The sequence below is a fragment of the Acinetobacter sp. 'aerobic (ED)' genome (assembly GCF_904886855.1).
In the GTDB taxonomy this organism is placed as follows: domain Bacteria; phylum Pseudomonadota; class Gammaproteobacteria; order Pseudomonadales; family Moraxellaceae; genus Acinetobacter; species Acinetobacter courvalinii.
In genome coordinates this window covers 197,055-214,017 of sequence record NZ_CAJHGI010000002.1, presented here as the reverse complement: position 1 = coordinate 214,017, position 16,963 = coordinate 197,055, and the positions used below count along the sequence as shown (strand labels likewise).

The window sequence follows — 16,963 nt, the reverse complement described above, 5'->3', positions numbered from 1 at the left end:
CTTATTTTAACGGCTCAGTCAGTAAGCCAACTTGAGTTAGGCCAGCTTCTTGTAGACTCGCCATCAGTGAAACCACTTCACCATAAGGACGAGATTTATCACCATTCACCAGAACAGTCAGTTGCTTATTTTCTTGCTCGGCTTGAGTTTGTGCCTCACTTAAAAGGGTTTCAAGCTGGGTAAGTGATAGCGGTTCGCTACCTTTGTGCTCTTGATATTGCAAAAAGATATCACCATCTTTACCAATCGTGACCATTGCTGGCATGTCTTTAGATTCAATAGGGTGATTATTGGCTTGAGGTAAATCCACTTTGATACCACTGGTGATCATGGGTGCGGTTACCATAAAAATGACCAGTAGCACCAACATGACGTCGATATAAGGAACCACGTTCATATCGCTTTTTAGTGGTTTCTTAATCCGCTCAAAACGTCCAGATCGTTGAATCGCCATTATGCATCTTCCTGTGTCGTTCCAATTGCTTGACGCTGTAAAAGAGCAACCATTTCTTCTGCAAATAAGGCACGGTCTGAATAGATTGATTCACCTTTGGCGGTATAGTGGTTAAACGCAAGTACCGCTGGAATAGCTGCAAATAAGCCGATTGCGGTGGCGATAAGAGCCTCGGCAATACCCGGTGCAACGGTGGCTAAAGTGACTTGATCAACTGCAGCCAGACCGATGAAGGCATTCATGATACCCCAGACAGTACCGAATAAACCGATATAAGGTGCAACCGAACCAATGCTGGCCAACGCACCTAAACCTTGCTCCAAACCACCTTGATCACGGCTTAAACCGACACGAAGAATACGTTCAGTTCCTTCGATAGTCTGGTTAGTATCTGCTTTACGTTTTTGTAATTTAAAAAACTCACCCAACCCTTGATAGAAGATATCTTCCAAACCACGACGTTTAGAGTTGAGTTGAGCATTGTTATAAAGGGTATTTAATTCGGCACCTGACCAGAACATCTTTTGAAAATGCTCATCATCTTGTCCTGCTTTTTTGAAGCCCATATGTAATTTTGCAATCAGATACCAGCTGTAAATTGAAGCAAGTAATAAGATCAGCATGACCAGCTGTACAACAGGACTTGCTTGTAAAATAAGGTCGGAGATGTGTAGAGAAGATTCTAAATTAGTTGCCATAAGTTACTGTGCCGAAAGTTTATTTTAGTCCTGTGCCAATTCTTTTTGAATCAGGTCACGAATTTCATCAGGAAGTCGACGTGGCATTAACTCTTTGTTTAAACATGCCAACACAACCTCACCTGAAGCCAGCAAGATTTCACCACGATAAATATTTTGTTGCAACACAAATGATGCGGCTTTACACGAAATAACACGTGCTGTAACGGTAATTAAATCATCCATTAATATAGGTCGTACATATTTGACCTGAATCTGGTGCACTACAAAGTTGTAATCTTGTTGATGCCAGTAATGATCTACACCCGCAGCACGTAACCATTCAGTGCGCGCACGTTCCATAAAACGGATATGGTTGGCGTGATAGACGATACCACCTGCATCTGTATCTTCGATGTAAACGCGAATTTTAAATTCAAAATGATTAGCCATGTTTTTACCTATTTCCATGCTCAGTCGGCAGCAATCAGGGAATGATAGGGGGTCAATTCGAAGATGGAAATAGTAATAAATAACATATTGTTGAGTCGGGCAAAAAAATAAGCCCTCAGTCAGGGCTTATAGATAGGAATAAAGTACTTAAAAATCATTCCAGTCTTGAGAAAAGCTTTGTACTAGTTTTCCATCAGCATAAGTATTAACTAATGCGGCGCCATTAGTTGCTTGACGAATTGAGATAGTATTTTTTTGATTATATTGGTCGGTAATTTCGACATTTGCTGAATTAGGTTTAAAATCAAAAAGATCTTCAGCCGTTGAGAAATTGAAGTTAGAAGCAAAATTCACTGAAAAGACCTTACCATTGAACTCTCCGTTTATTTTTCCTTTTGCAAAATCTTCTATACGATCATTTAATATATAGTACTTAGAAATAAATTGATAATTATTTAGTGTGTATAGATAATAATCTTTATTGTTAATTTTTTCTACGTATTTAAGCGTAGACTGTTCCGTTTCATATGTGTCACTGAGAAGGCCGCTATTTGGTAATGTGGAAGTATGTATTATTTTTCCATTAAAAAGGAGTGTATCTTCAGTCAAATCAATATTAAGGTTCGACAAGTTTAATTCATTTTTCTTTACAGCAGTCGTGTTATTGTTATTAGATTGAATCGTACCTGAAACTATACCTGAGAATTGTGTGCCTTGAGATGGAATCTTGAAGTTTTTACAGTTATTAAGTGTAACACTCTTGTCACTATTAATTTTTACCGTTCCTGTTTCACACAAAAAATCAGATTGGCTGGTACTCTCATAAATACCTTGTGCCAGCATATCTATATAAAATAATAGATTTTCTGAAGAATTGGACAGGTTGACGACAGGCTCGGTAATAATGTGAGTCGTTTCTAGTTTTTTATAATCTAGTTTTTCTTTACCATTAAAGCTGGGCTGGTTGTCATCATCACCACCTCCACAGGCGGTTAATAATAGCGCCCCAGAGCATATAGTAGAAATTAATAATTTGTTTGACATTTCTTTCACCCTTTATATTGGATTTTGATTAGTTTAAATATGTGGTGTAATTTTAAGATGAAAAATTATAACAGGAAATTTTATTTTAATATCCATATATTTTATTTTTAAAATGATTGAACTAGTTAATAGAATAAATATCGCATTAATACGATATTTATTCTATTCAGTATTTATTCAGGCGGTGTCATACCAAATTGCAAATACGCCATATTGGTTGCAATACGACCGCGTGCAGTCCGCATCACATATCCTTGCTGAATTAAATACGGTTCAATCACATCTTCCAGCGTTCCACTGTCTTCTGCCATTGCTGCGGCTAATGCTTCGACACCGGTCGGTCGTCCTTCAAAACGTTCCAGCAACATACTGAGATAACGTCGATCGAGCGTATCTAAACCAGCTTTATCCACATTAAGCATGTCTAAAGCACGTTGTGCCATGTCTTGAGTTACCTCACCTGTGCCTTTGACTTGGGCATAATCACGAACACGACGTAATAAACGGTTGGCAATACGTGGGGTACCGCGTGCACGGCGGGCGATTTCGGTTGAACCCTCATGAGTAATCGGCACGTCCATTAGATTGGCAGAACGTGTCACGATATGGGTCAAATCCTCAACCGAATAGAACTCTAAGCGTTGCACAATCCCGAAACGGTCACGTAATGGCGAAGTTAACAAACCTGCACGTGTTGTGGCTGCAACTAAAGTAAACGCAGGTAGATCGAGCTTGATTGAGCGGGCAGCAGGGCCTTCACCGATCATGATATCCAGCTGATAATCTTCCATCGCCGGATACAGAATTTCTTCAATTACGGGTGAAAGACGATGGATTTCGTCAATAAACAGAACATCACCTTCTTCCAGATTGGTCAGCATGGCAGCCAAATCTCCAGCACGCTCTAACACTGGACCAGAAGTCGATTTTAAATTACCGCCCATTTCACGCGCGATAATATTCGCCAAGGTGGTTTTACCCAAGCCAGGTGGGCCAAAGATCAGGGTATGATCAAGTGCCTCACCACGACCACGGGCTGCGCCAATGAAGATTTCCATTTGCTCACGCACTACAGGTTGACCGATATAATCAGCCAATGAAGTTGGGCGAATGGCACGATCAAAATGATCTTCAGGTTTTTCTGTTCCGCTAATAAGACGATCTTGCATATATCTATTACTTCATCATGGATTTAAGCGCAGCACGGATAATGTCGGCTGACTCAGTATAATCTGCTTTGACGGCAGCAACGGCTTTTTGTGCTTCAGCCGGCTTATAACCGAGTGATTGTAATGCGGCCTCGGCTTCGGCAACAGGTGAGTTTGACATGAACTGGATTTGCGTTGCCGCAGCATTGCTTGAGCCACCTGCAGGATGGGCCAATGCTTTAAAGCGGTCACGTAATTCAATCATTAAGCGTTCAGCAGTTTTTTTACCTACACCCGGAACTTTAATCAGGGTATTCACATCATCATGTTCAATGGTATGTATCAGTAATTCAACACTCAAGGTTGAAAGAATACCGAGTGCCATTTTAGGCCCTACACCGTTGACTTTGAGCAGTGTGCGGAAAATGGTTTTTTCCTGAGCATCGCTAAAACCATACAGTTGCTGCGCATCTTCACGGACCACTAAATGGGTCCATAACGTAACTTTTTGTCCTTTTTGTAATTGGCAAAATGTCGAAAGTGGGGTGTCAATTTCATAACCTACACCATTTACATTGAGTAATACGGTTGGGGCTTCCAGGGCAAACACTTCGCCAATCAAACATCCGATCATTGAATCTTTCACTTATTTGTTAATAGTTGAATAGTAGTAGCCATTTGTTCTAAACGCAAAATAGCTTTCAGGATTTCTTTGCGATTTCGTGCGGATTTTATCCAGGCAGGCAATCGGCTTAAGTAAGCTTTATTCTTATTGGTATAGGTTCTCTGTCTTAGCTCAGCAGAGATATAAGCCTTCAAATCATTTAACTGCACCATGTTATATACGAAAATAAGACCATGCCTAGTTTCTGTGGTGAGATACAGTCGATAACCAAAGAAAGGATCTTTATTGATTTTAAATCCTGATTTTCTCGGGATTTTATACGTCAATAACGTATAAGGGGAATTATACACTTGCTCTTTTTGGCAGAAAGTACAATTCAGTTTTATAAATGGGGGAAGAGTACTGGGCCGAGCATAAGATTGGGAAAAGTAATATTTCCCACGTTTACAATTGCAGGTTTGATTAATTTCTACGTTGATCTCGTCAAAATAGCCTAAGTTGTTTTGTTGCTGCTGGTCTTGATCAAAAGTTTTACAACAGGATAAGCAGCTAAAAACAAGGCTTTTTTTAGGCTGATCAGGTAATTCTTGTTGAAAGACCTGGGCTTTATTCTGACAAAATGGACATACCACTAAAACAGGAGCATGGGTAAAACTATCCCAAGTCTTACCTTCATCAATAAATCGCTTCATTAAAAAAAGCCTATTTTATTGCCTTGCAACTCTTGCGCCAGACTATAAGCCTGATGGTCTGAGAACTTGCTAATAATATCAAGCACTTGCATGATATTATTATAATGGTTGTTTTGCAGATTTACGCCTGAATGTTGCAAAATTGACATCAATCGCTGCTCTTTAAAGCTGAGTGCCTTATGTGGCATGGTCAGGGGAATAAAAGCATCCAGAATGGTTTGCAAACTTTGATGTGCAATAATTTCTAAACCGGATTTTTGAGGGTGTTCAAAGATACGGTCTCTGGCAAGATTCTTGGCGGTTTGAATACCGGCTTCAATATCCGGCGAACAATATTGTAACAGGCTACCTTTGAGTTGGCCTGTCAGAATTTCAAAGTGGTGCTTGGCAAAAGCAGTGGTGACTTCATCGACCAAACGCTTCATGACACGACCGCGTAAAGCTGCAATTTTTTGTTGCCAGGTGGTATGCGGTAAATGGAGTTCCTCGGGATAACCGTAATCGGCGATCAGATTCAAAAAAATCGGCTCAACTTCGGCATAATTCAACATATTCAAAATAATGCCATCTTCCAGATCAATCAGCGCATAACACATGTCATCAGCAGCTTCTAATAAATAGGTCAGGGGATGACGGCAATAATGATATTCACCGAGTTGAATCAGGCCGAGCTGTTCAGCCAGTTGTTTTAAAATTTCTTTTTCAGATTGATAGCAACCAAATTTTGCCCGTTGATGGGAAGGCGTATCACCTTGTTCTTCAATGGTTTTGGATAGCCATGGATATTTTAAATAGGCGCCTAGCGTGGCACAGGTCAGGCGCATTCCGCCATCATCTGGATGATAATCAATCCGGCTAAGCAGGCGAAGTCCCTGGGCATTGCCCTCGAATTGACGCACATCGGCTTCTTCTTCAGGTGTCAGTTTGGTGAGGAAGTCCCGATGAGAGGCATCATCAAACCATTCACGAATGGCATATTCACCGGCATGACCGAAGGGTGGATTGCCAATATCATGTGCCAGACACGCCGCCTGAATGATCGCCCCGACATCGGCAGGTGAGATCCACATGGGTAATTCATCTTTAATTTTTTCAGCCGCAAGCATGCCGAGTGAGCGGCCGATACAAGACACTTCTAGCGAGTGTGTGAGGCGGGTATGAATCCCATCATGTTGAGTCAGTGGGTGAACCTGGGTTTTTCTATTGAGTTGGCGAAAGCTTTGGGAAAATATAATTCTGTCATAATCTTTATGGAATGGGCTTCGAGCCAATTCTGTACTGCTTTTTTTACTACCTAAACGAATTGCAGAAAGCAATTCTAACCAACGCATTTGTTCCATTTATCATTATTCACTATGAATTCAGTTTCATCATGCCAAAAAAAAGATTAAAGCACTAGAGTAGGGCGACATAAATTGTCTTGCTGCTTGTTTTAGGGGCTTAAGGCTATCGAAGCGACTGCTATGCTGTGCAATAAATAGCCTACAAGCAGCAGGCTTATCGCAGAACGTCCTAGCAAGTCAGACAAAAGATCTGACTTATTCATACATGAAATAAAAACCTATAAATAAGTCAGAGCAAAGATATTGAATTGAGCTTAAAAAAATCTGGAGAAGAAGCCCGGTTTTTTCCATGACTTCTTGTAGTGGGCGGCAATAGGGATATGGTCGCTATATGACAGGATGTGATCCAGATGTTGGTGCGCCTGTTTGATCTGACCGCTGTTATAGTATGCTTCAGCTTCAAGCAGATAGATGTTTTCCATAAGATCATTATAGGCCCAGGCTTGCTGTTCATAAATCATTCGAGACTGTTCCGCCAGCTGATGTACCATTGCAAAATCACCCAATCTGAGAAAGCTTTTCATGAGATATTGATTGAGCAACGGATAATCTTCTGGATCAAATTCCTGCTCTATTCTGGCTGCATGGTGCTGATAAAACTGGATCGCTTGCTCATGTTGTTCAAGTAAGCAGTAACTTTTAATGATCAGGTAAATCGTCTTGTCCCAGTCCTGTTGTGCCATCATAAAACTGCGTTTCAACTTTAAATAACGATAAGCGGATGCATTTATATTTTCATAATCCTCTAACTCATTATAGACCTGCATTAACACATAATGGGGTTGAGACGCGAGAGGGAAGCGCGTAGTAACACCTTCATAATAGTCTTTGCGAATCAATGCATCCTGATCTTCATACAGTTCATAAATCAGATTCTCTACTGCACATTCTGCCACCTGTAGGTTGCGATAATCTTCATCATGCAGATGAGGTTTCTTCGCAGCATATTGATATAGCTGAAACAGGACTTTTTCAGCTTCTTCCTGAATATTGTCGATTTTGCCTAATTTTGCTTGGCAGGCCACATACTCTGCCACCCGAATTTGATGTTCAGTAAATGGCACACAGCTTTCATCATATTTTTCAAAATATTCTGCTAAGGCATGCTCCATGTCTTGGTAATTTTGCGCCTCTTTATAAGCCCAGATTCGGGTAAAATGTAACTCCATAAACTCGGAGTAATTTAATCCTTCTGTAGCAATAGCAGCTGCCTGATCATAGTGTCCGGTTCTGATCAGCTTGATGGCATAGTTATTACAACACATCGCAAAATAATGGTAATTACCGTGATAGTCGCTTGGGTATTGATTATGCTCATAGTACTGTTTAAAGGCGTGATAAGACTGACGATAAATTTCACAATTTAAATGAGTCAGCTCGGATGTGATCTGATCATCGAAATCATAATTTTCCTCATAAAACTCGTTCAGACTCACCCCCGCAGCATAGAGATCTCTGGGGAGGGTTTCGCTGAATACCGGCACATCCAGATTGATGGGGTGTTGCAGCAGATATTTTGATTCCAGCCATCTACGCCAGGTCACAACATCCGGTTTTAAGGCTTGGGCTTTTTCCAGATAAGTGAATGCTTGCTGATATTGTTCGTTTTCATACAGATAAGTTCCAGCAAAATGCAAAGCAGAAGCTTCATCTGGATATTTTTCAATAGTGGCTAAGCTGCGTTGATAATAGGCAGATTCTGTCTTATTGAGTTGTTCATAATAGTTCCGCTCAATAATGATTTGGTAATAGCGCACTTCCGGATGCTCATAACCGTTGTTAATCAGCTCTTCAAAGCGGTGATACCAGCGGACTAATCCAGCCGGAACCTCGGGTTGGTAATTTAATCCTTTAATCAGTTTTAATAATATTTTTTGCGCCAGCGTGATTTCTTGATGCTCATACGCAATTTCTGCCAAATGCAAATACTCGGTTTCATCTTCAACAGAGAGCAGATCAATACCATTTTCGATTTGCGTGATTAAGCCAGGATGTTGTTGTGACGCTAAAAAATACACTTTGTCGAGCCAGAGCTGTGAAATCATGATATCGCGACATTCACGGTTATGAGCATACTGCTGTTGATAAAGTTCAGTATATTCAGCATCATATTTTAAGAAATCGTTTACATCTTTCTGTTGTTTGGCGAGCAATAAATAATAACGCAGGGCTGCTTCTTTCTCATTTTCCTGCTGATAAAGGCGTTGTATCAGCGCTTTATATTGATCTGCATGCTCACTATTCAGCAAGGAGAGAGGTTGAGTTGTACTTTCTAAAGAGGCTACATGCTCAAACAGATAGTCCAGCATGATCTTGAGGGTATCCAGGTCGTTGGGATGTTCTGTTAAATATTCTTCAGCAGCTTCAATACATTGGGAAATTTTCTTTTGTTTAAATAGTTGCTCGATTATTTGCTTATTCATTAAAGCTCTCTAGGCCGTTCTAAGTTGTTAGGAAGACAGGTCTGTATTATATATTTTTTCAGGCAAGTTACTATCAAGCTATTGATCTGATCCAGGTCATGACAAATAGAGCTAAGAAAATTAAAGCTTAGCTATTGAGATAAACAGGAGATGGGCGCTGGTGTAGGGGTAAAGCGATACACCCATTCCACCGTATTTATTTAGTGGCTGAGCTTGTTGTGATCTCTGCTGAGATGTACCGGAGAGTCAGCATATAGAAAAGTCGTTTTATGGTCGGCTTGACTGGGTGAGTGGTATTTGCAGCCGGATCAGGAAACCAAATTTGGAATGTACCGATATTTTGTCCCTTGCAGTAAATGAATTGTTACGAATAAAGTAAAATGGATAAAGCTACAATAAATTAAGTCATTTGAAGCAGAAAACTCTGATTTTTAAGATGGATATGGCTAGCTGAAAAGCGCCTTTCACAGTAGAATATGCGCTCTCTCATAAGTCACATGGTGGTAGGATCGTTAGACCTGCCCGTGGAGCCAAAGTCAACATGTTTATCGTGGCCGGTGCATCAGCACATTCTTCTTTCAAGAAAGCTCAACTCTTAAACCGTTTAGCGTCAATGAGTTCTGTTCAATCTTTTGACAGCCAGTGGGTTTATTTGTTTGATCAAGCGCTCAGCGAGCAGCAACATCAATCGGCATTACAACTTTTAAACGATGGTCAATCTTTTCAACTTCGCCAAGCTGCGAGTGATGAAATCCAGATTTTGGTGACACCACGTGTCGGCACAATCTCGCCGTGGTCATCCAAGGCAACAGATATTTTCAAGAACTGTAATACGCCGGTGCACCGTTTGGAACGTGGAATCCTGTTTACCTTAAAAGGGATAAAAGAAATTTCCAATGAGGTCAAACTGGCGTTACATGACCGTATGACAGAGAATGTTTTTGCCCAAATTGAAGATGCAAAAGCATTATTTTCGGAAACCGCCCCGAAACCGTTGAACTCAATTGATATTCTGGGTCAGGGTAAAGCAGCATTAGTCAAAGCCAACAATGAGTTTGGCTTTGCTTTATCTGAACAGGAAATTGATTACCTTACCGAAGCCTTTACCAAGCTGGGACGTAATCCAAACGACATCGAGCTGATGATGTTTGCACAGGCAAACTCTGAACACTGCCGTCACAAAATCTTTGGTTCGGAATGGACGATCGATGGCGAGAAACAGCCATTATCCTTGTTCCAGATGATCAAGAATACCTATAAAGAATCGCCAACCGATGTGTTATCGGCATATAAAGATAATGCCTCTGTGATCGTGGGATATGACACCATGCGTTTTTATCCGAAAGCGGATGAAAACGGTCACTTTGTTTATAAATACAAGAGCCAGGCTGCTCACATTTTAATGAAGGTGGAAACCCATAACCATCCAACAGCCATTTCTCCATTTGCAGGGGCGGCAACCGGTTCGGGCGGTGAAATCCGTGATGAAGGTGCAACCGGCCGTGGTGGTAAACCAAAAGCAGGCTTAACCGGCTTTACCGTTTCTAACCTGAATATTCCTGGCTTTGAACAGCCTTGGGAAGAAAACTACGGTAAACCTTCACGTATGGCATCACCATTACAGATCATGATTGAAGGTCCATTGGGTGGCGCTGCGTTTAACAACGAATTCGGTCGTCCTGCATTAAATGGTTATTTCCGTACTTTTGAACAGAATGTCAATGGTGAAGTGAAAGGCTTCCATAAGCCAATCATGATTGCAGGCGGTTACGGTAACATTCGTCCTGACCATGTCGAAAAAGATGCAATCCAGCCGGGTGATCTGCTCATTGTATTGGGTGGTCCGGCCATGTTGATCGGCCTTGGTGGTGGCGCAGCGTCTTCTGTAGACAGCGGTACCATGGGCGAAAGCTTGGATTTTGCTTCTGTACAACGTGAAAACCCGGAAATGGAACGTCGTTGTCAGGAAGTGATTGATACCTGCTGGCGTCTGGAAGACTTTAACCCGATTGTCTCTATTCATGACGTGGGTGCAGGCGGTTTATCCAATGCCATGCCTGAGCTTGTAAACGATCATGAGCTGGGTGCGGTTCTTAACCTGCGTAAGATTCCATCTTTAGAGCCGGGTATGAGCCCGATGGAAATCTGGTCAAACGAAGCACAAGAGCGTTATGTTCTTGCAATCCGTCCAGAATCTTTAGAACAGTTTGAAGAAATCTGTGCACGTGAGCGTTGTCCGTTTGCAGTACTGGGTGAAGCGACTGAAGCACGTCATTTGACTGTTGAAGATCCATTGTTTGACAACAATGCAGTCGACATTCCGATGCAGGTGATGTTGGGTGGTACGCCACGTATGCAACGTTCGTATGAAACGATTGAACGTACTGGCAATGACTTTGATGCAGCAAAAGTTGATTTGAAAGATGCGATCTTCCGTGTATTGAAAAATCCGACTGTTGCATCTAAATCGTTCCTGATCACTATTGGTGACCGTTCGATTACCGGTATGGTTGCACGTGACCAGATGGTGGGCCGCTGGCAGGTACCTGTTGCCGATGCAGCAGTGACGACTACCAGCTTACAAGGTTTCACAGGTGAAGCCATGGCAATGGGTGAACGTCCACCAGTGGCTTTGTTGAATCCTGCTGCATCTGCACGTTTAGCGGTTGCGGAAGCGATTACCAACATTGCCTGTGCCAACATCGAACAAATCAGCGATATCAAGCTTTCGGCAAACTGGATGGCAGCGGCAGGTCAAAAAGGTGAAGACCAAGCCCTGTTTGAAGGTGTCAAAGCGATTGGTATGGAAATGTGTCCTGCTCTAGGCATCGCAATTCCAGTCGGTAAAGATTCACTTTCAATGCGTACAACGTGGAACGATGGTGAAGAGAAAGCAGTAACTTCACCAATGACCGGTGTCATTACCGCTTTTGCGCCTGTACTGGATGTACGTAAAACCTTAACGCCTGAATTGAAAAATCTGGCTGACTCTGTGCTGGTGCGTATTGACCTATCTAAAGGACAGTTCCGTTTAGGTGGTTCGATCTTGGCGCAGGTATATAAAGCCATTGGTTCAGTGACACCTGATGTCGATAGTTTTGATGACTTCAAAGCATTCTTTGCCTTGATTCAAGACTGGAACAACCGTGGTGTGATCAAGGCTTACCATGACATTGGTGATGGTGGTTTACTGGCGACTGTTGCTGAAATGATGTTTGCTTCACGCTTGGGTGTCGCTTTAGAAAACCAAACCACTGAAAGCTTGTTTGCTGAAGAAATTGGTGCTGTACTGCAAATCACAGCGACGGATTGGGCACAGTTAGAAGTTGAAGTTGCAGCTTCTAGTCTGAAAGATGCCATTAAAGTGGTCGGTCGTGTCAATACTTCAGATCAATTGGCAGTCAATGGTTTAACGCTAGAGCGTGCTGAATTGCAACAAGCATGGGCAGAAGTGTCACATCAGATCCAACGCTTACGTGATAACGTAGAAACTGCGGATCAAGAGTTTGCATTAATCGCAGATAAAAACCATAAAGGTTTGATTGCCCAAGCAACTTATGATTTAAATGAACCGGTTGAAGCGCCGTTTATCAATACACGTCGTCCAAACATGGCGATCTTGCGTGAGCAGGGTGTCAATGGTCATGTCGAAATGGCGGCGGCGTTTGACAAGGTCGGCTTCAATACCATCGACGTACACATGAGTGACTTGCTTGCCGGTCGTGTCAGCTTGAGCGATTTTGAAGGTTTAGTGGCATGTGGTGGCTTCTCGTATGGTGATGTCATGGGTGCTGGCGGTGGCTGGGCAAAATCGGTATTGTTCAATGCCAAGTTACGTGACCAGTTTGAGCAGTTCTTCCATCGTCAAAATACATTCAGCTTGGGCGTATGTAATGGCTGTCAAATGATGTCGCAACTTGCACCATTGATTCCGGGTGCAGAACACTGGGGCCGTTTCCACCGTAATACCTCGGAAGTGTTTGAAGCACGTGCTGTGAACGTTCGTGTAGAAAAATCAGTGTCGGTATTGCTTGAAGATATGCAAGGTTCGATTTTACCAATCGCGGTTGCGCATGGTGAAGGCCGTCTGGTTGCAACTGAACAGCAACTTGCTGCTTTAAATGCCGAGAATCAGGTGATCTTGCGTTATGTAGATAGCTTGGGTAACCCAACTCAGCACTATCCGTTGAACCCGAACGGCTCACCTGAAGCAATTACAGGCTTAACCTCTAAAGATGGTCGTGCAACGGTCATGATGCCGCATCCGGAACGTAATTTCCGTGCTTTACAGCATTCATGGAAGCCGGAAGACTGGGCTGAAGATGGTGCCTGGTTACGTATGTTCCGTAACGCACGTAAATTTATTGGTTAATCAATCCATGCAATAAGCCACCGTCAGGTGGCTTATTTAATTCCAAATACAATAACCATCAATGGACAACAAAAATGAAATCAAAAATCCATTTCCATGAATTTGCACTATTGATGGCATTACTGATGTCCATCGTCTCTTTCTCGATTGATGCGGTTTTACCTGCACTGGGTGAAATTGGAAAAGTATTTACGTTAACGAACAATAATCAGGCACAGTGGGTCATTATCAGTATTTTCTCAGGCATAACCCTTGGACAACTGATTGCAGGGCCATTGTCCGATGCGATTGGACGGAAACGGATTTTATTCACAGGTATTGTGATCTACTTTTTAGGAAGCTTATTGTGCTATTCCACCCAAAGCTTTGAATGGTTCTTGGTCGGACGTTTTATTCAGGGTGTAGGTGTTTCTGGGCCTTATGTCGCTTCGATTTCGATTGTGCGTGATAAGTATAGCGGCCCACAAATGGCACGCATCATGTCTCTGATCATGATGGTATTTATGGTCGCACCTGCGATTGCGCCGAGTTTGGGACAACTGATTATTCATTTCTTTGGCTGGCGCGATATTTTTGTATTGTATATGGTCTATGCCACGGTTGTGGGAGCATGGGTTGCTTTGCGCTTGGAAGAGACCTTAGCGCCTGAGAATCGTCTACCAATGCGGGTACAAGCTTTTAAGGATGGCTTTAAAGAAGTGGTGAGCAATAAAACCACCATGAGTTATCTGCTCTGTGCAGGTTTCTGTTTTGGCGGTTTTATTGGCTATCTGGGCACTTCACAACAAATCTTTATGCAGCAATTTGGCAAAACAGGACAGGAGTTTAGTGCCTACTTTGCACTATTGGCAGGCGTAATGGGGATTGCATCTTTTACCAATTCTCGAATTGTGATGAAGTTTGGCATGCGTCCCATCTGTATCTATGGCTTTCTTGGCCTGTGTTTAATTTCATTGGTATTTTTAATCATCCAACTTGCGGGTGTGTCCGTTTCATTCTGGATGTTTATGCTATATGCCTGCATCTTGTTCTTATTATTTGGTACGTTGTTTGGCAATCTGAATGCCATTGCCATGGAACCGATGGGGCATGTCGCAGGTATGGCTTCGGCGATTATAGGGGCATCTTCATCTGTACTGTCTTTAATACTCGCTTCGATTATTGGGCAGTTATATGATGGTACTTTGATTCCGATGACCAGTGGTTTTGTGATTTTGTGTGGTTTGGCATTTGCGATGACACTGTATGAGAAAAGACAGTTGAAAAATTCTAAGGTTATAGGTCATTAAGTGATTAATAATAGTGTAAGTCTTTACTCTAGACTAGTAGTGTTGGGAAAATGAAAAAAAGACTTTTAGATACAGCAACAGTATTGTTAGACAAATTTATTAATCGTTATCATGATTATGAAGATTTTTGGGGTATAGGTGTTTTATACACTTATTGCCAGTCTTTAGATCAATCCTTCTTAACATTTAATCTCATAGATCAGGACTGCTTTGGAAATGATGAGTTCTTGACGCAAGTTAATATTAAATTTTCGGACTATTTTGATAAGTATTTAGCTATTCATAAGAAAAAGAGAGGAGATTTAACTGAGGCAACAATAAAAATTGCATTTGATAAAGATCATAAAATATTGCCAGAAACTTTATTTGGTGATTATTTTCAAGTTAGAGTGAAACTAATTGATTCGTATGGTAGGAGTTTCATGCGATATAGTGATGGATTCTGCATGTCACATGCGTTGTGGATAGAACAACGTAATTACATAGATTCATTATCAATAGAAAGCCATCACATGATGGGGAGTATTCATTTTCCTTTAACACGACCTATAAAATCACTAACAGATACTGATATTTTATTTAGTCCATAGTAAGAAACTATACCTTATCAGTGGTTGTGGGAAATTTATCTTTGTATTGGATGTTTAGTTCATTTCAGTGGCTCAATTCTTGCTTCTTATATTTTCACAATGAATAACATAGACGAGAACCGCATGATGAAAAATGAAAACTATTTAAGAACAAGCTATTCAAAAGACAAAGGCTGGTTTTGGTTTGGCTTAACTGTAATCATTCAACTGCTATTTATCGTCGTGAGTTATCTCATGATTAATCTTCCACTTTGATTGTTTAGCTCTTATACCGTTATGATTAAACCCAGATTGATTTCAATTTGAGCCATTTTACGATGTTAAAACTGATTTATTACGTGCCTGAATCTCATCTGGCAGCGACCAAACAGGCGATTTTTGATGCCGGGGCAGGTGGTATTGGAAACTATGAACACTGTGCTTGGCAAGTCAAAGGCATCGGGCAATTTAAGCCCGTTAAAGGTGCCAATCCGTTCTTAGGACAACTGGATGAGTTAGAGCAGCTCGACGAATGGCGAGTTGAAACCATTGTTGCAGAAGAGAAGGCCAGTGCGGTGGCAAAAGCATTAAAGACAAGCCATCCCTATGAAGAACCGGCCTTTGAGTTTATCCAGATTTTAGATATTCAATAAGCTTTATTATTTATCAGGCATTGTGCTTTGAATTAAACGGGCGATATCGGTTGTGCGTGCGCGGATCAGCTCTGCTGCATTTTGACAGGCTTGCTCTAGACTGCTTGGGCCGGAAGTCAAAGAAAAGGCAGCGGTAATACCATGTTGGTATAAAGCCTGATAGTTTTGCCCAAGTGTTCCTGCAATCACAATCACAGGGATATTGGCTGCTTGTGCGATTTTGGCGACACCGAAAGGGGTTTTGCCATTTAAGGTCTGTTGGTCAAGTTTACCTTCGCCTGTAATTACCCAATCTGCCCCCTGAACTTTATCAGCAAGCTGGTTCAGTTCTGCAATGACTTCAACACCTGATCGAAACCCGGCCTTTAAGAAGGTTTTAGCTGCAAAGCCTACTCCACCCGCAGCACCGGCACCCGCCTCATGGCGTTGATCACAGCCAAAGTGTTGAGCGGTAATGTCGGCAAAATTTGATAATGCCTGATCGAGTTCAAGGACCTGACTGGGTGAAGCGCCTTTTTGCGGGCCAAAGATATGTGAAGCACCATTTATTCCGCAAAGTGGATTGGTGACATCTGCGGCCAATAAGAATTGAGTTTGGTGAATACGTGGGTCAAAATTTTCCAGATCAATCTGTGCCAGGTTTTGCAGGGCAAGACCACCAGCAGGTAGGACTTGATGATCTGCATCCAGAAATCTGGCACCTAATGCATTGAGTAAGCCAGTACCTGCATCATTGGTTGCGCTACCACCAATCGTCAGAATAATTTGCTTGGCGCCCGCATCCAAAGCAGCAAGGATTAGCTCACCTGTACCAAAAGTACTGCTGATACAGGCATTACGTTGAGAAGGTTTGAGTAACTGGATACCACTGGCTTGTGCCATTTCAATAATGGCGGTCTTTTTAGCTTCTATCCAGCCCCATTTTGCCAGTACCGATTCACCAAGTGGGCCTTGTACTATTTGCTCACGCCATTGACCCGAACATGCCGCCAAAACTGCGTCAATGGTTCCTTCACCACCATCTGCCATCGGGCATTGAATGATTTCTGCATCAGGAAAGACCTGTTGCCAGCCCGAAGCAATCGCTTCTGCTACATGCTGGGCAGACAAGCTGTCTTTAAATGAATCAGGGGCAATGACGACTTTCATAGTTTTAAAATTTGGTTTTAATCTGAGTCGAGCTTAGACGGTCTGCCCGTAAATATCCAGATTGGAAAAATA

General features: G+C 42.1%; 15 protein-coding genes. 5 read left to right on the top strand and 10 right to left on the bottom strand.

The window, feature by feature from the left end:
- Position 1: 1 nt before the first annotated feature.
- The 9 genes from tolR to JO943_RS04495 form a co-directional block, all read right to left on the bottom strand.
- A complete protein-coding gene (tolR, locus tag JO943_RS04535) occupies positions 2–454 on the bottom strand; it encodes a protein TolR (protein ID WP_005229449.1) in 453 nt (150 codons plus the stop codon).
- Positions 454–1,152: a protein TolQ gene (gene tolQ / locus JO943_RS04530; protein WP_004771450.1), complete on the bottom strand. Its 699-nt coding sequence runs from the start codon at positions 1,150–1,152 to the stop codon at positions 454–456. The genes tolR and tolQ overlap by 1 nt, the downstream gene beginning before the upstream one ends.
- A 24-nt stretch (positions 1,153–1,176) precedes the next feature.
- A complete protein-coding gene (gene ybgC / locus JO943_RS04525; protein ID WP_004771451.1) occupies positions 1,177–1,584 on the bottom strand; it encodes a tol-pal system-associated acyl-CoA thioesterase in 408 nt (135 codons plus the stop codon).
- A gap of 147 nt (positions 1,585–1,731) precedes the next feature.
- Positions 1,732–2,628 (bottom strand): hypothetical protein, encoded by an 897-nt coding sequence (locus JO943_RS04520; protein WP_202740096.1) that lies wholly within the window; start codon positions 2,626–2,628, stop codon positions 1,732–1,734.
- Between the two features lie 173 nt (positions 2,629–2,801).
- The gene (gene ruvB, locus JO943_RS04515) at positions 2,802–3,797 is read right to left on the bottom strand and encodes a Holliday junction branch migration DNA helicase RuvB (RefSeq protein WP_005229454.1); all 996 of its coding nucleotides are present in this window, start codon (positions 3,795–3,797) and stop codon (positions 2,802–2,804) included.
- A gap of 7 nt (positions 3,798–3,804) precedes the next feature.
- Positions 3,805–4,410 (bottom strand): Holliday junction branch migration protein RuvA, encoded by a 606-nt coding sequence (ruvA, locus tag JO943_RS04510; RefSeq protein WP_005284596.1) that lies wholly within the window; start codon positions 4,408–4,410, stop codon positions 3,805–3,807.
- 8 nt (positions 4,411–4,418) lie between these two features.
- Positions 4,419–5,093 carry a hypothetical protein gene (locus JO943_RS04505; RefSeq protein ID WP_202740095.1) on the bottom strand — a complete coding sequence of 225 codons (675 nt, stop codon included), beginning with the start codon at positions 5,091–5,093 and terminating at the stop codon, positions 4,419–4,421.
- Positions 5,093–6,433, bottom strand: a complete 1,341-nt coding sequence (locus JO943_RS04500; protein ID WP_202740094.1) for a deoxyguanosinetriphosphate triphosphohydrolase — start codon at positions 6,431–6,433, stop codon at positions 5,093–5,095. Before JO943_RS04500 ends, JO943_RS04505 begins: the two co-directional genes overlap by 1 nt.
- 257 nt (positions 6,434–6,690) lie before the next feature.
- Entirely contained in the window at positions 6,691–8,859 is a 2,169-nt protein-coding gene (locus tag JO943_RS04495) for a tetratricopeptide repeat protein (protein ID WP_202740093.1), read from the bottom strand.
- A 541-nt stretch (positions 8,860–9,400) separates the two neighbouring features.
- On the opposite strand from JO943_RS04495, the gene purL reads away from it, so the two are divergent.
- The 5 genes from purL to JO943_RS04475 all read left to right on the top strand — a co-directional run bounded on the left by purL (position 9,401) and on the right by JO943_RS04475 (position 15,742).
- Complete coding sequence (gene purL, locus JO943_RS04490; protein ID WP_202740092.1) at positions 9,401–13,231, top strand: phosphoribosylformylglycinamidine synthase; 3,831 nt, start codon at positions 9,401–9,403, stop codon at positions 13,229–13,231.
- Between the two features lie 74 nt (positions 13,232–13,305).
- Complete coding sequence (locus JO943_RS04485; protein ID WP_202740091.1) at positions 13,306–14,520, top strand: multidrug effflux MFS transporter; 1,215 nt, start codon at positions 13,306–13,308, stop codon at positions 14,518–14,520.
- 50 nt (positions 14,521–14,570) lie between these two features.
- Positions 14,571–15,110, top strand: coding sequence for a hypothetical protein (locus JO943_RS04480; RefSeq protein WP_202740090.1), 540 nt, complete (start codon positions 14,571–14,573; stop codon positions 15,108–15,110).
- 123 nt (positions 15,111–15,233) lie between these two features.
- Complete coding sequence (locus tag JO943_RS18605) at positions 15,234–15,365, top strand: KGW motif small protein (RefSeq protein WP_262754516.1); 132 nt, start codon at positions 15,234–15,236, stop codon at positions 15,363–15,365.
- A gap of 62 nt (positions 15,366–15,427) precedes the next feature.
- Positions 15,428–15,742: an NGG1p interacting factor NIF3 gene (locus JO943_RS04475; protein ID WP_202740089.1), complete on the top strand. Its 315-nt coding sequence runs from the start codon at positions 15,428–15,430 to the stop codon at positions 15,740–15,742.
- A 6-nt stretch (positions 15,743–15,748) separates the two neighbouring features.
- Here JO943_RS04475 and JO943_RS04470 read toward each other — a convergent pair whose 3' ends face one another.
- A complete protein-coding gene (locus JO943_RS04470; protein WP_202740088.1) occupies positions 15,749–16,891 on the bottom strand; it encodes a glycerate kinase in 1,143 nt (380 codons plus the stop codon).
- Positions 16,892–16,963: the final 72 nt, after the last annotated feature.